This is a genomic window from Janthinobacterium longum, from assembly GCF_051380735.1.
GTDB lineage: Bacteria > Pseudomonadota > Gammaproteobacteria > Burkholderiales > Burkholderiaceae_D > Janthinobacterium.
Map to the genome: position 1 here is coordinate 343,954 of NZ_JBNYXQ010000002.1, position 16,572 is coordinate 360,525.

Below are 16,572 nucleotides of genomic sequence, written 5' to 3' on the forward strand. Positions count from 1 at the left end.
TTGTCGGTACTCTATATAAGCGTGTCTGTGCTGGCTGGCAACAAGGATTTGGTAACAATTGCCCTGCGCCAGATCAGCTTCCAGGCAGATAGGCGTACTGTGCCGCAGACGCAGGCGGAAAAGTGGTTGTCATCCGGGCACGGCCAGGACTAGCATTTTGGCAGGCGCTGGAATGGGAGCCACCATGTTTTCCTTGAATAAACCCGGTTTGCTGGGCATCGATATCGGCGACGACGCCGTGCGCGTGGTCGAACTCGGGCGGCGGCGCGGCGCCTTGCAACACTGGCATAGCGGCATGGCGGCCTTGCCGCCCGGCGTGATGTTTGAAGGCAATGTCGATGATATCGATGCGCTGGCCAGCCTGCTGCGCCAGGCTTGCCAGGCCAGCGGCAGCCGCTGTTCACAGGTGGCGCTGGCCATGCCCATCAGCAGCCTGATCACGCAGACGGTGCGCTTGCCGGCCGGTTTGCCGGACGAGCAGCTGGAAATCCTGGTAGAACTGGAGGCGGCGCAATACATGCCGTTCAGCGTGGAAGAAGCCTGCCTCGACTTTTGCGTCATGGGGCGCGATCAGGACAGTGGCGAACTTGACGTGCTGCTGGTGGTGGCACGGCGTTCAGAGGTGCAGCGCCGGCTCGAGGCGGCGGCAAAGGCTGGCCTGGAGGTCGTGATCATGGATAGCGAGGCGCTGGCCTTGCAGGCAGGCATGGCTCATGGCGGCTGGCAAGCCATGCCCGATGGTACGGCGTTCCAGCTGGCCTGGGGCCTGGCCCTGCACGGGTTTGCCCGATGAATGCGTACGCGAGTGCCAATGCGCCGGCGATGGTATTTATAAACCTGTTGCCGCACCGGCCGGCAGCGCGCCGCCAGCGTGAGCGCCAACTGTTACGCCAGTTGGCCGGTGGCGTGCTGCTGGGTGCGGCGCTGGCCTTGATGGCCGGTCTTGCCCTCGGTATCGCCATTAATAAGCAAACGCGGCAGCAGGCGCACTGGCAGGCGGCCATGCATGAGCACGATGGCGCGATTGCGGCCGCGCAACTGGCGCAGCGCGAAACGGCCGTGCTGGCCGCGCGCCGGCAGGCAGTCCATCTGTTGCAGGCGCAGCGCAATGATGCCGTGATCGTGCTTGACGCACTTGCCCGCGCCGTGCCCGCAGGCGTCATCCTGCACAGCCTGCGCCAGGATGGTTCGCGCCTGGTGCTGGCGGGCAGGGCGCCGTCGCAGCAGGCGGTCTCGGCGTTGTTGCTGGCGCTGGCGCAAGCCTTGCCGGGTTCCACGCCGCAATTGCAGGAAGTGCGCACGCCGGTGCCCATGTCTGGTGGTGCGGTGGAATTGAGCGTGCACTGGGCCTTGCCGCCCAGCTTGTCACCGGGAGACTGACCATGTTCAGCCTGAAACAGATGGCGTTGTGGCCACGCTACATGCGCCTGGCTTGCGCGGCGTTGCTGGCGGCCTTGTTGCTGGCGTCGGCCTGGCTGGCGCAGCTGGGCGAGCTGGTGGCGCGCTGGCAGGCGGCACAGGCGCAAACCGAGGCGCTGCGTGCCGCTTACAGCCAGGCGCAAGCCAGGGCCGGCCAATTGCCACGGCTGCGCGCGCGACGAAGCGAGGCAGCCGCCACGCTGGCCAGTCTGGAGCAGCAATTGCCGCGCCAGCAAGAGATGGCCGCCTTGCTGTCTGCTATCAACCAGGCTGGCCTGGCGCGCGGCCTGCAGTTCGAGTTGTTCAAGCCGGGTGTGGCGGTGCCGCAAGCGCATTACGTGGCCATGCCGATCACTGTCAGGGTGCGCGGCGGCTACCACGCCATCGGCGCTTTCATGGCCGACCTGGCCGGCTTGCCGCGCATCGTGACCGTGCATGGCTTGGCCGTCAGCGCCGGCAAGGACGGGCCGCCGACCCTGGACGCCGTGCTGCGCGCCTATCGCTTGCCCGATGCGCAGGAGCAGCAGGCAATGGTTAACAGGAAGCCGGCCAGCAAGCCTGCCCGGGCGGCACCGCAGCCGGGGTCGTTCGCTCCCTTCGTTCCACGCAACTACAACGCCAGCGACTTGCCCGATCCGTTTGGCGCTGCCGGCAGGGAACGGCCAGCCACCGCCGGCGTGGCCGCACCCGATCCGCGCCGCGTGCGTGAACCGCTGGAAAGCGTGGCCCTGGCCGGCATGGCGATGGTCGGCAGCCTGCGCCAGCGCGGCCGCCTCGACGCCTTGCTGCAGGCAAACGGGCGCCTGTACCGGGTGGCGGCAGGCCAGTACCTGGGGCCGGACCATGGCCTGGTGACGGCGATTTCCGAGCAAGCCATCGCTTACCGTGAACTGGCGCAGGACGCCGGCGGCGCCTGGCGCGAGCGGCGCGGCAGCCTGGCCCTGCAGGTGGCGGGCGCTGCAGCAAAGGAGGCGGACAAATGAAGGCACACGCCTGGTGCTTGATGATTGCGCTGGCCTTGCCCACCGGTGGCGGCGCGCAGGACGTGCAGGCGCAGCCTGTGCCTGCACCGCGCCTGTATGTGGGCGAACCCATTTCCATCGACTTCCAGAACGTCTCGGTGCGCGCGGCGCTGCACATGCTGGCCGACGCCTCCGGGCAGAACATCATCGCCAGCGACAGCGTGGCCGGTAATATCACCTTGCGCCTGCGCGAACTGCCGTGGGACCAGGCGCTCGACGTGGTGCTGCAGGCGAAGGGACTGGACCTGCGGCGCAATGGCAATGTGCTGTGGATCGCGCCGCGCGAGGAAATCCTGGCGCGCGAAAAGCTGGAACTGGAACAGCGTGCCCAGATCGCCGAACTCGAACCGCTGCAGTCGGCCGTGTTCCAGCTGAACTACCAGAAGGCCGAATCGTTTCGCACCGTGTTTGGCCTGGATGCAGGGGAAGGGCGCAGCCGCCTGCTGTCGCGCCGGGGCAGCGTGCTGATCGAGCCGCGTACCAACCAGTTGTTTGTCAGCGACGTGCCGGCGCGCCTGGAACAGATCCGCCTGTTGATCGCCAGGACCGACGTGGCAACCCGGCAGGTGCTGATCGAGGCGCGCATTGTCGAGGCCAACGACAGCTTCAGCCGCAACCTGGGCGCACGCCTGGGCTTTGCCGACCTGCGCCTGGCGCAAGGCGGCCAGCCCGGCTTTGCCATCGGCGGCGGCCGGCGCGCCACCGTTGGCGGCACCTACGAGGGCGTGGGCGAGGCGACCGGGCAGGCGGTGGCGGGCGCCGGCGCGTATGTGCCGAACACGCAATTGGTCAACCTGCCTGCCGCCAGCATCAACGGTCTGGCGCCGGCCAGCTTTGCCTTGAGCCTGTTTTCGGCCGCCGCCAACCGCTTCCTGAACCTGGAACTGTCGGCGCTGGAAGCGGACGGCAAGGGCAAGATCATTTCCAGCCCGCGCGTGGTAACGGCCGACAAGGTGCTGGCGCTGATCGAGCAGGGCATCGAATTGCCGTACCAGGTGGCCACCAGCAGCGGCGCCACCTCGATCACCTTTCGCAAGGCCAATTTGCGCCTGGAAGTGACGCCCCAGATCACGCCTGACGGCAACGTGGTGCTGGAAGTGGACGTCAACAAGGACAGCGTCGGCCAGGAAACGCGCTCGGGCTTCGCCATCGACACCAAGCACGTCAAGACGCAGGTGATGGTGGAAGATGGCGGCACGGTGGTGCTGGGCGGCATTTATCAGCAGTCGGAACGGGGCACGCAAAGCAAGGTGCCGCTGCTGGGCGACATCCCGCTGCTCGGTGTTTTTTTCCGCAGTACGGGCCGCAGTCAAGAAAAAACCGAGCTGATGGTGTTTATTACGCCGAAAATAGTGGCAGAGAGGCCCTCAACACGTTAATGTCACATCTTTACGTTTAAGTAACAATGCTGACGAAAGCGGATTGATGGCGACTATGCGGAATATTTCTTTAAGCAACACTTATTGGAGCCGGGCATTTAGCTGGCTATCAGCGCTGGCCATTGGCCTGCTGTTGGCTGCCTGTGGCGGTGGCGGCGGCGATCCGACGCTTGATGGAGGCAGTGGCGGCGTGGTGAACAGAGTACCTGCTGCAGTGAGTGTGGCTCTGGTCGATGCCACTGACAAGGCGAGCAGTGCATTGAGCAGCGGCACGCCGCTGACGGCCAAGGCACTGGTGGTTGACAGTAGCGGTACGCCGGTAGTCAATGTGCTTGTCACGTTCGCCTCCGATCCGGCCCTGGTATTGTTGTCATCAACCAACGGTACAGCGCTCACTGACGCCAAGGGAGTAGCCAGCATCACCGTGTCGGTGCTGAACGCCAGCGTCAGCGGTGCTGGCAGGGTGACGGCAACTGTTGCAACCGCGACCACGCCGGTCAGTGGTGAAGCAAGCTATGCCATCAAGGCAGCGCAGGCTGCGGGTGCCCGAATGACGCTGTCCCTGTTGAGTGGCGGCAGCGCCAGCAACGCCTTGTCGAACGCCACGCCACTGACTGCACGTGCGCTGGTCACCGACCTGACTGGCCAGCCGCTCAGCAATGTTCTGGTGGCGTTTTCCACCAATAATGCCCTTGCGATCATGTCGCCATCGACAGGCACTGCGTTGACGAACAGCAGCGGCACGGCCAGTGTGGTACTGCGTCCGTTCAGCCTGGCGGCCAGTGGCGCGTCCACCTTGCAGGCCACCGCCACCGTGCCTACGGGTGCCGTCGCCAGCGGCCAGATTAATTATGTGCTGGGTGCAACGGATCTGCTCCCTGCCAATATGCAGTTTTCGCCCGCCAGCATCGCCGCTTACGGCACCACCAACGTCACGGTCGATGTGCTGGCAGGCAGCAGCCCATACCTTGGTTCGGGACTGACGGTCGATTTCAGTTCGGCTTGCGTGCTTGCAGGCAAAGCCAGCGTGAGCAGCGGTGTGCCAGTGCTCAACGGCAGGGCCACTGCAGTTTTCCGCGATCTCGGCTGCAATGATGCCGATATCGTCACTGCCACCGTCACGGGCAGTGCCAGCAGCTATCGCGCCACTCTGCCGATCGGCAAGGTGGCACCTGCCTCGATACAGTTTTCCGCAGTCAGCCCGGTGGGCAGATCGATCGTGATCAAAGGGCAGGGCGGCCTGCAGCGCACAGAAACAGCGACTCTGACATTCCGCGTCTTCGATACCTTCGGCAGGGCGCTTGCAGGACAACCGGTGACGTTCGAGCTGCTCAATGGCCCCGACATGACGCTCAACAAGGCCAATGATACGACCGATGCCAATGGCGACGTCATCACCACCGTCAATTCCGGTATCACGCCCACTACTTTCCGTGTCCGCGCCAGCCTCCCTTCCGGAGTCTCGACCTTGTCCGACACCGTGCTCGTGTCTACCGGCTTGCCGATACAGGCGGCATTCTCCCTCAGCTCGCAGCGCTCCAGCGTGGAAGGCTGGTCGTATGACAGTCCGCTCGGCACGCCTGCCACCATTGTGACGGTCTTGTTGGCCGACCAGGCTGGCAATCCGGTGGCCGATGGCACGCCGGTGTCCTTCCAGAGCAATCTTGGCGTGGTCGGATCTTCCAGCATGGGTGGCTGCAATACCGTGAATGGCGGCTGCTCGGTGGATTTCCGCAGCCAGAACCCGCGTACGGCGAGCGATCCTGCTGTACCCACCCCTTGCAATGACCTTAGAAATGCTGGCGCTACAAAAGACAGCCCTCGGCTTGGCCTGGCTACCATCTGCGCCAGTACCACCGATGGCACCAAGCCATTGTTTGCCAAGATCGGTATTTTTCTCAGCGATAGTCATCCCGCAAATGCGACGCTGTTCGATCGCGGGTCAGTCCGGAATTTGAATGGCGGAACGTATGATCTGGGAGAAGAGCCCAATGCGGGAGTGCATCAATTCAGCGTGCGCTTCAGTGATTTGCATCTGAATCCGATGCCATCCGGAACCACCGTCGCGATCACGAATGTCGCCAACGCAATCGCATCGATCACACCGAGCAGCATACAAAATGTCTATCCGCACAACCTGCTTGGCGTGGATGATCGTACGGGAGTTAACATCGACGGTGACCAGGGAGTCCTGCATGCCGTTACAATTAGCAGTCTGACCCCCACTGTTTGTACAGTACCGGTGGTCAGTACATTTAATGTGACGGTGACAACGCCACTGGGCAACGCCACCAGTTATCCGTTCAGACTGACATTCTCTTGTCCTTGATGCAGGGAGGAACGGGCGCTGTAAAGGCGGCGCCCGCTAGCGACGTTCCTTATTTTTGATTGATATGAAAATTGGCTGAAATATCCAACCGTAACATCTTCCTTGTCGGCCTCATGGGCGCAGGCAAAACCACCATCGGGCGCATCCTGGCCCGCAAGCTGGGCCTGCGCTTTGTCGATTCCGACCACGAGATCGAAGCCCGTACCGGGGCCTCGATCCCTTTGATTTTTGAAATCGAGGGAGAGCCGAGCTTTCGCCGGCGCGAGGCCGAGGTGATCCGTGACCTGTGCGCGCAGGAGGGGCTGGTAATGGCCACTGGTGGCGGTGCCGTGTTGAATGCGGAGAGCCGCGCCTTTTTGAAAGAGCGCGGCACGGTGATTTACCTGCGCGCCAGCGTCAGCAACATCCTGGCGCGCACCAGCCACGACAAGAACCGCCCGCTGCTGCAGACGGCGGACCCGCGCAAGGTGCTGGAAAACCTGACGGCCCAGCGCGAGCCGCATTACCTGGAAGTGGCCGACATTGTGATCGATACCGGCCGTCCTAACGTACAATCGATGGTCCAGACTATCCTGATGCAGCTGGCCAGCCTCGAATGCGAGGCCTCGCCCAACTGCGTCATTCACGCAGAGCCTTCGATGAACGAGCAATCCAAAATGTTGTTGAGCGTAGAGCTCGACGAACGCAGCTACCCGATCGCCATTGGCCCTGGCCTGCTGGCCGACGCCGACGCGCTGCTGCGCCATGTCAGCGGCCACAAGGTGGCCATCGTTACCAATACCACCGTCGCGCCGCTGTACCTGGGCCGCTTGCAGGCGGCGCTGGCCAGCGATGGCCGCGAAGTGATCAGCATCGTGCTGCCGGACGGCGAAGAATATAAAAACTGGGCCAGCCTGATGCAGATCTTCGATGCGCTGCTGGCCAACAAATGCGACCGCAAGACCACCCTGGTGGCGCTGGGCGGCGGCGTGATCGGCGACCTGACCGGCTATGCGGCCGCCAGCTATATGCGCGGCATCGGCTTTGTTCAGGTGCCAACCACCTTGCTGGCGCAGGTCGATTCATCGGTTGGCGGCAAGACCGGCATCAATCATCCGCTGGGCAAGAACATGATAGGCGCCTTTTACCAGCCGCGCGCCGTGATCGCCGATACTTCGACCCTGGAAACCCTGCCGGCGCGCGAGCTGTCGGCCGGCCTGGCCGAAGTGATCAAGCATGGCGCCATCATCGATGCAGCGTTTTTCGACTGGATCGAAGCGAACATGGGCAAGCTGATGGCGCGCGACAAGGGTGCGCTGGCGTATGCCATCGCCCGCTCGTGCGAAATCAAGGCCGACGTGGTACGCCAGGACGAACGCGAAGGCGGCCTGCGCGCGATTCTCAATTTCGGCCATACCTTCGGCCACGCCATCGAAGCGGGCATGGGCTACGGCCAGTGGCTGCACGGCGAAGCCGTCGGCTGCGGCATGGTGATGGCGGCCGACCTGTCGTGCCGCATGGGTTATATCGATGAAGCTGCGGTGGAGCGCGTGCGCAAGGTGGTGGCCGCCGCCGGCCTGCCCGTCAGGGCGCCGGACCTGGGCGTGGTGCGCTGGCTGGAACTGATGGAAGTGGACAAGAAGAACGAGGGCGGCGCCATCAAGTTCATCCTGTTGAAACCGCTGGGCAGCCCTTGCATCACGGCCGCCCCGCATGAACTGGTGCTGGCCACGCTGGCTGCGGCAGTCGCCTGAGCATGACGCCCGAAGACTTCCTGGCTCCTTATGCAGCCCGTTCCGCACAGGGGCTGGGACGCCTGTTTGCCGAGGCGCCGCACGCCTCGCGCAGCCAGTTCCAGCGCGACCGTGACCGCATCATCCATTCCTCGGCGTTTCGCCGCCTCGAATACAAGACGCAGGTGTTTCTCAATCACGAGGGCGACCTGTTTCGCACGCGGCTGACGCACAGCCTGGAAGTGGCGCAGATCGGCCGGTCGATCGCGCGCAACCTGCGCCTGAACGAAGACCTGGTCGAAGCGATCGCGCTGGCGCATGACCTGGGCCATACGCCGTTCGGCCACGTGGGCCAGGACGTGCTCAATGAATGCATGGCGCAGCACGGTGGTTTCGAACACAATCTGCAAAGCCTGCGCGTGGTTGACACCCTGGAAGAACATTATGGCGCCTTCGATGGCCTGAACCTGATGTTCGAAACGCGCGAAGGCATATTAAAACACTGCTCGCTGGCGCATGCGCGCGAGCTGGGGCCCGTAGCCCAGCGCTTTATCGACCGCACCCAGCCAAGCCTGGAAGCGCAGCTGACCAACCTGGCCGATGAAATCGCCTACAACAGCCACGATATCGACGATGGCCTGCGTTCCGGCCTGATCACCATTGAGCAGCTGGAACAGGTGGAGTTTTTCGGCCGTTTGTGGCGCGAAGTGCAGCTCGCCTATCCGGGCCTGTCGGGCCGGCGCGCCATCTATGAAACCTTGCGCCGCCTGATCACGGCGCTGGCCGACGACCTGATCATCACCTCGACGCAGCTGCTTGCCGACGCGGCCCCGCGCGACGTCAACGAAGTGCGCGCCAGCGCGCCGCTGATCCGTTTTTCAGATGGCATGCGCCGCGATGCCACGGAACTGAAACGCTTCTTGCGCGTCAACCTGTACCGTCATTATCAGGTGAACCGCATGCGTGTCAAAGCGAGCCGCATCGTGCGCGAACTGTATGACAGCTTTATGGCCGAACCGGCGTTGCTGCCGCCCGACTACCAGCTGAAAGACGGCAGCACGACCCAGCAGGCGCGCCAGATTGCCGACTATATCGCCGGCATGACGGACCGCTATGCGATCCGCGAGCACCGGCGGCTGTATTCCCTCGACGAACTGTAAAAAATACCAAAATCAGAACATGCTGCGCTGCGCCGCGCGCGGATCGCCAAACAGGTCCAGCAGCAGTTTTTTCACCGGCGCCGGCAGTGGCGCATCCGCCACCTTGTCGCCGTCCAGCCACACATGGCCCGCTTCCGCCGCCATCGGGTGGCGCTGTGCCAAGGTGATGCGACAGGGCACGATATGCAGCTTGTAATGGGTAAATACGTGGACGATCGGCAGCAGCAACTCCTGCGTCTCGATCTCGCCGAACGGCGCCACCGCGCGCTGCAAAGCCGTCTGATCGATCAGGCGTGGCAGTTCACCATCGCTCAGCACATGGCCATCGAGTTCTGGCAACGATAGCAATCCTCCCCAGATGCCGGCGCCGGGGCGCTGCTGCAGCAGCACCTGGCCCTGGTCGACGATGACCAGCATCACGGCGTGCTTTTCCGGGCTGGTTTTTTTCGGCTTGCGCACTGGCAGTTCTTTGGTGCGGCCGGTGGCGTACGCCACGCAGCGTGGCTGCAAGGGGCAGCGGGCGCAATCGGGGTTGCTGCGCGTGCACAGGGTGGCGCCCAAGTCCATCAAGCCCTGAGTGTAACTCTCGATGCCCGAGTTTATGTCACCTGCGGGCAGCAACGCTTCGGCGCGCTGCCACATGGCTTGCTCGACCTTTTTTTCACCGGGATAGGCGTCGATGCCGAACACACGTGCAAACACGCGCTTGACGTTGCCGTCCATGATGGCCGCCCGCTTGCCGCTGGAAAAAGCCGAGATGGCGGCCGCCGTCGAGCGGCCGATGCCGGGCAGTTCGGCCAGCAATGCGGGATCGCTGGGAAACACGCCATCGTATTCAGCCACCACGCGCTGCGCGCACTTGTGCAGGTTGCGCGCACGCGTGTAGTAGCCCAGGCCACTCCACTGCGCCATCACGTCTTCCACCGGCGCTTGCGCAAGGTCGCGCAGGGTGGGGAAGCGCGTCAGGAAGCGCGCGTAATAGGCCAGCACGGCAGCGACTTGGGTTTGCTGCAGCATGATTTCGGACAGCCAGATCAGATAGGCGTCGCGCGTGTTTTGCCACGGCAGCGCATGGCGGCCATGCTGCTGTTGCCAGGCGATGACGGTGGCGGAGAAAGTGGGGTCGACGTAGTTTTCAATCGGCGCCATCGCCGTTGCGGGCGACAGCGGATGCAGCAGACGTTTCATGCAGGATTCCGGTAATGTTTCAATATTCAATATTCAATCTTCAGTCGGCGATGGCCGCGCGCAGCGACTCAAGCAGTTGCGCCAGTTGCGCCTTGTCGTGTTCGAGCACCGCCAGCGATGCTTCGAAGCCGGCGATTTTCTGCTCCAGGCTGTCGGTGGCGTCGTGGATGCGCTGGATCGAGGCCAGGCGCAGTTTCAGCTGTTCCTTGTATTCGACGATCTGCGCTTCGAGCGGCGCCATGATCACCTTCAGCCAGGCGCTGGCGTCGTCATTGGCTGCCGTGAAGCTGCGCCGCACGCGCGAGGCGATGGTGTCGAAGAATTTTTCCATCAGCACCACGCGGCTGGTGGTGAGCAGGGTGGCGGTGCCGAACTGCTTGTGATATACCGCTTCGATATCGTCGATCTCCTGGCGGTAGCGCACCAGCGAAAACGGCATCGGCAGGGCCAGCGCCAGGCCATGTTCGGTGGCGAAGCGGCGGTACATCACCTGCATCATTTCGGTGATCTCGGCTGTCTTGCGTTCGGAGCGGTCGAGGTTCTGGCCGATGCGTTCGAAGTACTGGCGCATGGCGTCGCGCAGGCCCGTGAAAAAGCGGCTGCGCTGCATCGCCAGGCGCACCGCGTCGATATCGTCGCGCACGATTTCCATGCCCAGGCTGGTGTACAGCTCGGTCGACAAGCGGGTAAATACGGCCCTGGTCGCCTGCAGCTTGAACAGGCTGCTGTCGAATTCCTTTTTCTCGATATCGATGCGGCGCATCATGTGTGCGATCACGCTCTGGTTCTTGCCGCGCAGGCTGTGCAGCTCGTGCAACTGCTCGGCGATGCCGCGTGCGCGCGCACCGTATTGCACCTGTTGTGCGGCTTCAATCGCGTCGAGGTCGAACACCAACTGGTGCCGGATAATGTTTTTGCGGGCCGGGATCAGCTCATTGAACAGGGCCGCTTCCAGCGGCAGCAAGCGGCTTTTTTCCAGCAGCGCGGCATCGTGATTGATCTTCCCCACCAGCGCCTTTTGCGCCGAGACGGGAAACACCTGGCCCGCATCGAGCGCCAGCAGGTGCGCCACGCTGGCCTGCTGGCGCGCGATGGCTTGAGCGACCTCGTCTTCGCCGCGCAGCTCGTCCCACATGCTGTCGATTTTATTGAGCACCACCAGGCGGCCGCTGCCGCCATCGGCGCCGATATGGTTGCGCCACACTTCGATATCGCTGCGCGTAACCCCCGTGTCGGCCGCCAGGATAAACAGCACCGCGTGCGCGTTCGGGATCAGGTTCAGGGTCAGTTCGGGCTCGGTACCGATCGCGTTCAGGCCGGGCGTGTCGAGGATCACCAGGCCCTGTTTCAACAGCGGATGCGGGAAGTTGATGATGGCGTGGCGCCACATCGAAATTTCCACCAGGCCGTTTTCATCGAGCATGGATTGTGCGTCGGCATCCTCAAGGTCGTACAGGCCGTAGTGCGCCGCTTCCTCCACACTGACCTTGCGCGTCAGGCTCACCTGGCGGATGGCGTCCTGCATGGCGTCGCCTGCCTCCAGGTTCAGCGGCAGCACCGTCCAGGCGCCGGGCAGTTCGCGGTAGTCGCTGGTCGACAGGTTCTGCGCCCGCGTTTCGATCGGCAGCAGGCGGATGGACGGCTCCCATTGCGCGTCGTACAGCAGTTCGGTCGGGCACATGGTGGTGCGCCCGGCGCCCGAGGGCAGGATGCGCTGGCCGTAGTCGGCAAAGAAAATGGCGTTGATCAGTTCGGACTTGCCGCGCGAGAACTCCGCCACAAAGGCGACCGACAGGCGGTCGTCCGCCAGGCGTGACACGCAGCGCGCCAGGCGCAGCGCCGATGCGCCGTCGACCAGGCCGGCCGCTTGCGCCGCCTGCTGGTAGCCGCGCAGGGCTGCCAGCACATCCTGGCGCCAGGCGCTGTATTGTTCCAAGTCCCTGACCATGCACGCTTCCTTATTTTTGACAATTCACGCAATAAAACGTGGAACGCTGTCCCTGCACGATTTGCCGGATCGGCGCGCCGCACACGCGGCAGGGCTTGCCGGTCCGGTTGTAAGTGAAATACGTCTGCTGGAAGTACCCGGACTGGCCGTTGACGTGCAGGAAGTCGCGCAAGGTACTGCCGCCCTGGATGATGGCTTCGGCCAGTACGTCGCGAATCGCCTGCGCCAGTTTCTCGTAGCGCGCGAGACTGATGCGCCCAGCCTGCGTCTTCGGGTTGATGCCGGCGCGAAACAGGCTTTCGGAACAATAGATATTGCCTACACCGACCACGATATCACCGGCCAGCAGCACCTGCTTGATATTCGTGCTGCGCTTGCGCGTCTTTTCAAACAGCAGCTGGCCCGTAAATGCCCCTTCGAGCGGCTCCACGCCAAGCCCGCGCAGCAGCGCGTGCGTATCGAGCGGGCCGTCGGCCAGGTCATGCCACAGCACGGCGCCAAAGCGGCGCGGATCGCTCAGGCGCAGCACCTGCTCGCCGTCGACGCCGGACACCACCAGATCGAAATGGTCGTGCTTGAGCGCTTCGGTGCCGGGCGGCAGGACGCGCAAATGGCCCGACATGCCCAGGTGGATGATCAGGGTGCCGTGCTGGAAGTGGATCAGCAGGTATTTGCCGCGCCGACCTGTCAGGCCGATGGTCTGGCCGGACAGCTGTGCGCCGAGCGCGGCGGGGAAGGGCCAGCGCAGGCCATCGCGGCGCAGCACCACCGCGCGCACGGTGCGCCCTTCGATATGGGGCGCAACACCGCGCCGCGTGACTTCGACTTCTGGCAATTCTGGCATAGGGCTCGCTGGTGAAAACAGATCGACAGGCCGGCTGGCGCAACGCCCGGCATGGCGTGACTTTCCGCATGAATATATTTCGTTACATGCGTGAAGTACGCAAAGCACGGGTTGGGCGTAGAATCAAACTTTGCCGTTCAGCCAGGATCAGCCTTTGAAAAACGCTTTCGCCATTGTAACCTTGTCCGCCCTGATGGCTACGCATGCCATGGCGCAAACGCCCGCCGTCCCCGTGGATGCCCCGGCGGCCCCCGCTGCCGCCGAAAGTCCGCCCGACGCCAAGGCGGGAGCCAAGCCGGAAGCCAAGCCATCAAACTTGCCCAACGTGGAGCTGAACAGTGAACTGCTGTATAAGCTGACGAAGGCCGAGATGGAATTCAAGAACGGCCAGTGGCAGGGGCCGTACGTGACCATGATGATGGCGGCCCAGCAGACGCGCGACCCGCGCCTGGCGCGCCGTGCCTCCGAGATGGCGTTGGCGGCAAAGCAGGGCGGCGAAGCGCTGGCGGCGATCCGCCTGTGGCGCGAGCTGGCGCCGGAGTCGGACGAAGCCACCCAGTTCTTCCTCGGTTTCGTGGTGCTGACCGACAAGATCGAGGAGGCCGAGCCGATTTTTGCCCAGCGCATCGAAGCGGCGCCACCGGGTTCGCGCGGCGTGGCCCTGTTCCAGACCCAGCAGATCCTGGCTCGCGCCAACGACAAGCTGTATGCCTATGCCATGCTGGTGCGCCTGATGGAACCATACAAGGACCTATTCGAAACGCATCTGGTGCTGTCGCAGGGTGCGCTGTCGATCGGCGAGCGCGACCGCGCGATAGCCGAGGCGAACAAGGCGCTGCAGATGAAACCGGCTTCCGAGCTGGCCGTGCTGACCCTGGCGCAAGTGGTGGGCGAGCCGCAGGCCGCCAACAAGGTCTTGGCTGATTTCCTCGCAAAGAACCCGGATGCGGTAGAAGTGCGCGCCGCCTATGCACGCCTGCTGGTTGAACAGAAGCAGCTGGAAGCGGCCCGCACGCAATTCCTGGCCCTGCTCAAGAGCCAGCCCGATAACGCGGCAGGCCTGTATGCGCTGGGGATTGTTTCGCTGCAACTGGAAGACGCCAAGGGCGCCGAGCAGTATTTCAAGCGTTTCCTGGCCGTGCTCGACAAGAATCCCGGCGACGAGCGCGATCCGTTCAAGGCGCTGATGCTGCTGTCGCAGATCGCCGAGTCGCGCGGTGACATACCGGGCGCCATCGCCTGGCTGGACAAGGTCGACAGCCGTGAGTCGGCCGGCTACCTGGACGCCCGCTTGCGCCGCGCGCAATTATTGGCCCGTAGCGGCAATCTCGATGGCGCGCGCAAATCGCTGGCCGAAACGCAGGTCGACGACCCCGCCGCCCAGGGCCAGATCGCGCTGGTCGACGCGCAATTGCTGCGCGACGCAGGCTATGTGCAAAGCGCCTACACGGTACTGGAAAACGCCCTGGTACGTTTCCCCGATAATCCTGAACTGCTGTACGACTATGCCTTGTTGGCCGAGCGCCTCGACAAGCTTGAGCAGATGGAAGCGAGCCTGCGCCGCGTGATGCAGATCGCGCCCGACAACCAGCATGCCTACAACGCGCTTGGCTACTCGCTGGCCGAACGCAATATCCGCCTGCCCGAAGCGCTGGCGCTGATCGAGCGCGCGCTGCAGATGGCGCCGGGCGACCCGTTCATCATGGACAGCATGGGCTGGGTGCAGTTCCGCATGGGTAACTTGCCGGCCGCCGAAGATACCCTGCGCCGCGCCTACGCCGTGCGCCCCGACCCGGAAATCGCCGTCCACCTGGGCGAAGTGCTGTGGCAGAAGGGTGACAAGGACGGCGCGCAAGCACTGTGGCGCGAGGCGAAAACCAAAGACCCGAAAAACGATGCGCTGAAAAGCACGCTGGCGCGGTTGAATGTCAGTTTGTAATTAATTAACCAGCCATCAGCAGAAACCAGGGGTCAGACCCGCCGGGACTTGGCGTCCCCGTCTGACCCCTGCTCTACGCTGCTGGTTCTATATCCTGCACATGCCCAAAAATCTTATTCCCCTCACAGCCCTCTGCCTGGCCCTCTCCGCCTGCACCACGGTCCCTTTCAGTGCCGGCCAGGCGCCTTCGTCGCAGTCAGTCGCGCCCTACCGCGACCAGATCGAACTGGCCGGCCGCCTGAACGTGGTGTACCAGAAAAATGACAAGCCCGAATCGGCCACCGTCAATTTCACCTGGCAGCAAACGGCGCAGCGCACCGACGTGACCCTGTTTTCGCCGGTCGGCAGCACCTTGGCCACGATCGCCGTCACGCCGCAGGAAGCGGTGTTGACGCAAAGCGGCAAGCCGCCGCGCAGCGCGCCCGATGTCGATACTCTGAGTTCGCGCCTGCTGGGCTGGTCGCTGCCCGTGTCGGGCCTGCGCGACTGGCTGCAAGGCCATGCGCTGGCGCAGGACGGCCAGCGTTTTGTCGCCTCCCCGCAAAATGACCAGGTCACCACCAAGGATGGCTGGCGCCTGCGCTTTGTGTCGTGGCAAGATGGCAGCGATACTGCTGCCGGCGCGCCACCCCGGCCGCGGCGCATCGATGCCGAACGCAATGCCAGCGCCCAGGCCGATGCCGTCTCGCTGCGCATCGTGCTCGATCCCGTGACTTCCGCTTCCGCACCATGACCTTGCCTCCACTGCCTGTTACCCTCGACAATTGCCCGGCCCCCGCCAAGCTGAATCTTTTCCTGCACGTCAATGGCCGCCGCGATGACGGCTATCATTTGTTGCAGACCGTGTTCCAGTTGGTCGACCATGGCGACACCCTGCATTTTGCGCTGCGCGACGATGAGCAGATCTTGCGCGTAACCGACTTGCCCGGCGTGCCGCAAGAGCAGGACCTGATTATCCGCGCTGCAAAACTACTGCAGGCCGAAGTTGTGCGCCGCACGGGCGCCATGCCACGCGGTGTCGATATCGCCATCGACAAGGTGCTGCCGATGGGCGGTGGCCTCGGTGGCGGTTCGTCCGACGCCGCCACCACGCTGATGGCACTGAACAAGTTGTGGCAGGGTGGTTTGAGCCGCGAAGAACTGATGGCGCTGGGCCTGCCGCTGGGTGCCGACATTCCGTTTTTTATCTTTGGCGAGAACGCCTTTGCCGAAGGCGTAGGGGAAGATCTGCAGCCCGTCAGCACGCCCGATTGCTGGTACGTGGTGATCGAGCCTGGCGTGCAAGTACCGACTGCGGCAATTTTTTGCGCGGAAGGCTTGACGAGGGATACCGAAGCCGTCACAATAGCGGACTTTTCCAGGCACCTCGCAGAAAGCAACAGCGCGAACGGGTTTGGAAAAAATGACTTACAGCAAGTAGCATGCAGTCTTTTCAAGCCGGTAGCAGATGCGGTAGAATGGCTCGGTGCTTACGGTGAGGCCAGGATGACTGGTTCCGGTGCTTGTGTGTTTGGCGCGTTTTCCACTGAGGAAGAAGCAGATGAAGTGCTCAGCAATGTGCCTGTCGTCTGGTCTGCCTGGAAGGCAAAAGCGTTGAGCTACCATCCACTGATCACGGTGTTGTAAGTAGCA

General features: G+C 63.4%; 12 protein-coding genes and 1 pseudogene. 10 read left to right on the top strand and 3 right to left on the bottom strand.

The features are described from left to right. The first annotated feature begins 184 nt into the window (after window positions 1–184). The 7 genes and pseudogenes from pilM to ACQ4WM_RS09855 all read left to right on the top strand — a co-directional run bounded on the left by pilM (window position 185) and on the right by ACQ4WM_RS09855 (window position 9,021). Window positions 185–793, top strand: a complete 609-nt coding sequence (gene pilM / locus ACQ4WM_RS09825) for a type IV pilus biogenesis protein PilM (protein WP_436546486.1) — start codon at window positions 185–187, stop codon at window positions 791–793. A 29-nt stretch (window positions 794–822) separates the two neighbouring features. Next, complete coding sequence (locus tag ACQ4WM_RS09830; RefSeq protein WP_436546487.1) at window positions 823–1,380, top strand: PilN domain-containing protein; 558 nt, start codon at window positions 823–825, stop codon at window positions 1,378–1,380. Between the two features lie 2 nt (window positions 1,381–1,382). Continuing rightward, window positions 1,383–2,402 carry a pilus assembly protein PilP gene (locus ACQ4WM_RS09835; protein ID WP_436546488.1) on the top strand — a complete coding sequence of 340 codons (1,020 nt, stop codon included), beginning with the start codon at window positions 1,383–1,385 and terminating at the stop codon, window positions 2,400–2,402. A 95-nt stretch (window positions 2,403–2,497) separates the two neighbouring features. After that, a pseudogene (locus tag ACQ4WM_RS09840) lies at window positions 2,498–3,820 on the top strand (type IV pilus secretin PilQ); the annotation flags it as partial. 55 nt (window positions 3,821–3,875) lie between these two features. Beyond that, entirely contained in the window at window positions 3,876–6,149 is a 2,274-nt protein-coding gene (locus ACQ4WM_RS09845; protein ID WP_436546489.1) for an Ig-like domain-containing protein, read from the top strand. A gap of 113 nt (window positions 6,150–6,262) precedes the next feature. After that, the gene (gene aroKB / locus ACQ4WM_RS09850; RefSeq protein WP_436546490.1) at window positions 6,263–7,882 is read left to right on the top strand and encodes a bifunctional shikimate kinase/3-dehydroquinate synthase AroKB; all 1,620 of its coding nucleotides are present in this window, start codon (window positions 6,263–6,265) and stop codon (window positions 7,880–7,882) included. A 2-nt stretch (window positions 7,883–7,884) separates the two neighbouring features. Continuing rightward, window positions 7,885–9,021, top strand: a complete 1,137-nt coding sequence (locus ACQ4WM_RS09855) for a deoxyguanosinetriphosphate triphosphohydrolase (protein WP_436546491.1) — start codon at window positions 7,885–7,887, stop codon at window positions 9,019–9,021. Window positions 9,022–9,033: 12 nt separating this feature from the next. Here ACQ4WM_RS09855 and mutY read toward each other — a convergent pair whose 3' ends face one another. From mutY to mutM, 3 genes are read right to left on the bottom strand one after another with little or no spacing between them, the layout of a single operon-like run. Then, window positions 9,034–10,209 carry an A/G-specific adenine glycosylase gene (gene mutY / locus ACQ4WM_RS09860; protein WP_436546492.1) on the bottom strand — a complete coding sequence of 392 codons (1,176 nt, stop codon included), beginning with the start codon at window positions 10,207–10,209 and terminating at the stop codon, window positions 9,034–9,036. 40 nt (window positions 10,210–10,249) lie between these two features. Beyond that, window positions 10,250–12,157, bottom strand: coding sequence for a dynamin family protein (locus tag ACQ4WM_RS09865; protein WP_436546493.1), 1,908 nt, complete (start codon window positions 12,155–12,157; stop codon window positions 10,250–10,252). Window positions 12,158–12,167: 10 nt separating this feature from the next. After that, window positions 12,168–13,001, bottom strand: coding sequence for a bifunctional DNA-formamidopyrimidine glycosylase/DNA-(apurinic or apyrimidinic site) lyase (gene mutM, locus ACQ4WM_RS09870; RefSeq protein ID WP_436546494.1), 834 nt, complete (start codon window positions 12,999–13,001; stop codon window positions 12,168–12,170). Between the two features lie 154 nt (window positions 13,002–13,155). Between mutM and ACQ4WM_RS09875 the strand changes: the two genes are divergently transcribed. From ACQ4WM_RS09875 to ispE, 3 genes are all read left to right on the top strand, one after another. Next, window positions 13,156–14,940: a tetratricopeptide repeat protein gene (locus tag ACQ4WM_RS09875; RefSeq protein WP_436546495.1), complete on the top strand. Its 1,785-nt coding sequence runs from the start codon at window positions 13,156–13,158 to the stop codon at window positions 14,938–14,940. Between the two features lie 100 nt (window positions 14,941–15,040). Next, window positions 15,041–15,673 carry a lipoprotein insertase outer membrane protein LolB gene (locus ACQ4WM_RS09880; RefSeq protein ID WP_436546496.1) on the top strand — a complete coding sequence of 211 codons (633 nt, stop codon included), beginning with the start codon at window positions 15,041–15,043 and terminating at the stop codon, window positions 15,671–15,673. Further along, on the top strand, window positions 15,670–16,566 hold the full coding sequence (gene ispE, locus ACQ4WM_RS09885; RefSeq protein WP_436546497.1) for a 4-(cytidine 5'-diphospho)-2-C-methyl-D-erythritol kinase: 897 nt from the start codon (window positions 15,670–15,672) through the stop codon (window positions 16,564–16,566). Before ACQ4WM_RS09880 ends, ispE begins: the two co-directional genes overlap by 4 nt. Window positions 16,567–16,572 lie beyond the last annotated feature (6 nt).